Source organism: Streptomyces sp. SID5643, assembly GCF_009872555.1.
GTDB lineage: Bacteria > Actinomycetota > Actinomycetes > Streptomycetales > Streptomycetaceae > Streptomyces > Streptomyces iakyrus.
On record NZ_WWIC01000199.1, the window covers coordinates 1 to 2,630 of the forward strand.

Below are 2,630 nucleotides of genomic sequence, written 5' to 3' on the forward strand. Positions count from 1 at the left end.
CCCTTCGGACGCCCCGTCGAACCCGACGTGAAAATCACATACGCCGGATTCCCCGGCCGCGGTCCCGCCCCGGCCAGACCACCGCCATCGAGGCGGGCCAGTTCCTCGACCACCGACGGCGCGTCCACCACGACGCGCGCCACGCCGCTCGGCAACACACCCTCCACCGCCGCCGAGGCCAGCACCACGACAGCACCGGCACGGTCGAGCATGTAGCTGATCCGCTCGGCCGGGTACTCCGGGTCGACCGGCAGATACGCGCCACCCGCCTTCATCACACCCAGCAACGCCGCCACCGTGTCGACACCGCGCCCCATGCACACGCCGACCACGGACTCCGCGCCGACACCCCGGGAAACCAGCAACCGCGCCAGCCGGTTCGCCCGCGCGTCCAGCTCCGCGTACGACACCTCCACACCCTCGGCGACCACCGCCACCGCATCCGGCGTCCGCACCACCTGCGCCTCGAACAACCCCGGCACCGTCGAAGGCTCCACCACGGTCCCGGTGTCGTTCCACTCCGACACCACCTGCCGCAACCCGGCCTCGTCCAGGACCTGGACCGAGCCCAACGGCACATCCGGGCCACCGGCGAGCACCTGCTCAAGCCCGGACACCAGGCCATCCACGGCGGTGCGCACCAGCACCGCCACCGCGCGCGGATCGACCGGTGCCACCGCGTCCACAGCCAGCGACATCGAGTCCCCGTTGTCGTCGACCGACACCATCAGCGGATAGTTGGTGCGCTCCCGCGAGTACACCAGCCGGATGCCCTCCATCGCTCCGGCCCGGCCTTCGTTCTCATCGTCCTGACCGCTGTTGTGGCGGTAGTTGAGGAACGACGTGAACAGGGGGGTGTCTCCGGGGACCCCGCTGGCCCGCTGGGCCAGCGCCAGCGGTGCGTGCTCATGCTCCAGCAGGCCCGCAAGCTGGTCGCGCATCGCCGCCACCGCCGCGAGTACGTCCGTCTCTTCGGTCCGGACGCGTACGGGCAGCGTGTTGATGAACGGACCCGGCACACCGTCCGCGTCCGTTCCGGTGTTCATCCGGCCGAAGAGCACCGTGCCGAACACCACGTCATCCCGGCCGCTGACCACGGCCAGAACGCGCGCCCATGCGACATGCAGCACCGTCGCCGCACTGACACCCAGCTGCCGGGAGGCACTCCGCAGCCGCTCGTGCAGATGCTCGTCGAGGGGAACCCGCGCCCGCACCGCGTCGGCTCCGTCACCACGCGCGTCCACGAGCCCGAACGGTGCCGTCGGCTCCTCGACATCTCCCAGAAGCTCGGCGAAGTGCCGCTCGTGCTCCGCGCGTTCCACCCCGGACCGCGCCTGAGCCACGAAGTTGCGGAACGGCAACGGCTCGGGAAGCGTCTCGTCGTGGCCGGCCAGGAACGCCCGTACCTCGGCGAGCAGCACTTCCAGCGCCGTATGGTCCTGCACCATGTGATGCGCCCGTGCCAGCGCCAGCCACCGGCCGTCCGGCAGGCCCGTCACATGCAGGTCGATCAGTGGGGCCCTGCCCAAATCCATGGACAGCCCGACCGCTGCCTGCAACTCGGTGACCGGGTCGGTGCTCCGCGGGTCCAGAGCCACTTCGTCCACCGACAGCTCGGCCCGGCGCCACACCACCTGCACCGGCTCCCGCAGCCCCTCCCACACGATCGAGGTCCGGTAGATGTCGTGCCGGTCCATCACCCGCTGCAGCGCGTCCGCGAACGCGTCCAGTCGCGTACGCGAGTCGAACTCCACCACCGTCGGCATCACGTACGCGTCCTCGCCACCCTCGGCGAGCATGTGGTGGAAGAGCATGCCTTCCTGGAGGGGTGCGAGCGGGTAGACGTCGGCCACGTTGGCCGCCCCGCCGTCGACGCCCGAGACGACCCGCTCGATCTCCTCGGCCGACAGGTCCACCAGCGGCAGCATCTCCGGCGTGATCACAGTCGCGCCCGCGGGGATGAGGTTCTCCGGCACCGCGACCCGTTCGGTGCCGACCGACAGCGCGAGCCCGGCCGGGGTCGGGGCCAGGAACAGCGAACGCACCGACACGGTCACGCCCCGCGCCCGCACCGCCTCGACGAGGCGGATCGCCAGCAGCGAGTGGCCACCGAGGGCGAAGAAGTCATCGTCGGCGCCGACGCTCTCCAGGCCGAGCACCTCGGCGAAGGCGGCGCACAGGATCTCCTCCCGTGCGTTCGCGGGGCCTCGTCCGGCGTCCGAGCGGTATTCCGGGGCGGGCAGGGCAGTCCGGTCGAGCTTTCCATTGGCATTGAGCGGCAGCGCGTCCAGCTCCACCACCGCCGACGGCACCATGTACGACGGCAGCCTCCGCGCGACGAACGCGTCTACTTCCGAGGTCAGTTGACCGTCGGAACCTTCGCTGGGCACGACGTAGGCGACCAGGCGCTTGTCGCCCGGGGTGTCCTCGCGGACGGTGACGACGGCCTGGGAGACCTGCGGATGCGCGGCGACGGCCGCCTGGACCTCACCCAGCTCGATCCGGAAGCCCCGTACCTTCACCTGCTCGTCGACCCGGCCCAAATACTCGACCTGACCATCGACGTTCCACCGCACCAGGTCACCGGTCCGGTAGAGCCGCTCGCCCGTACCGAACGGATCGGCCACGAA

At 70.8% G+C, this 2,630-nt stretch carries 1 protein-coding gene; it reads right to left on the minus strand.

The features are described from left to right. The coding region (locus GTY56_RS22575) for a condensation domain-containing protein (RefSeq protein ID WP_161367155.1) at positions 1–2,630 on the minus strand (2,630 nt) is incomplete at both ends.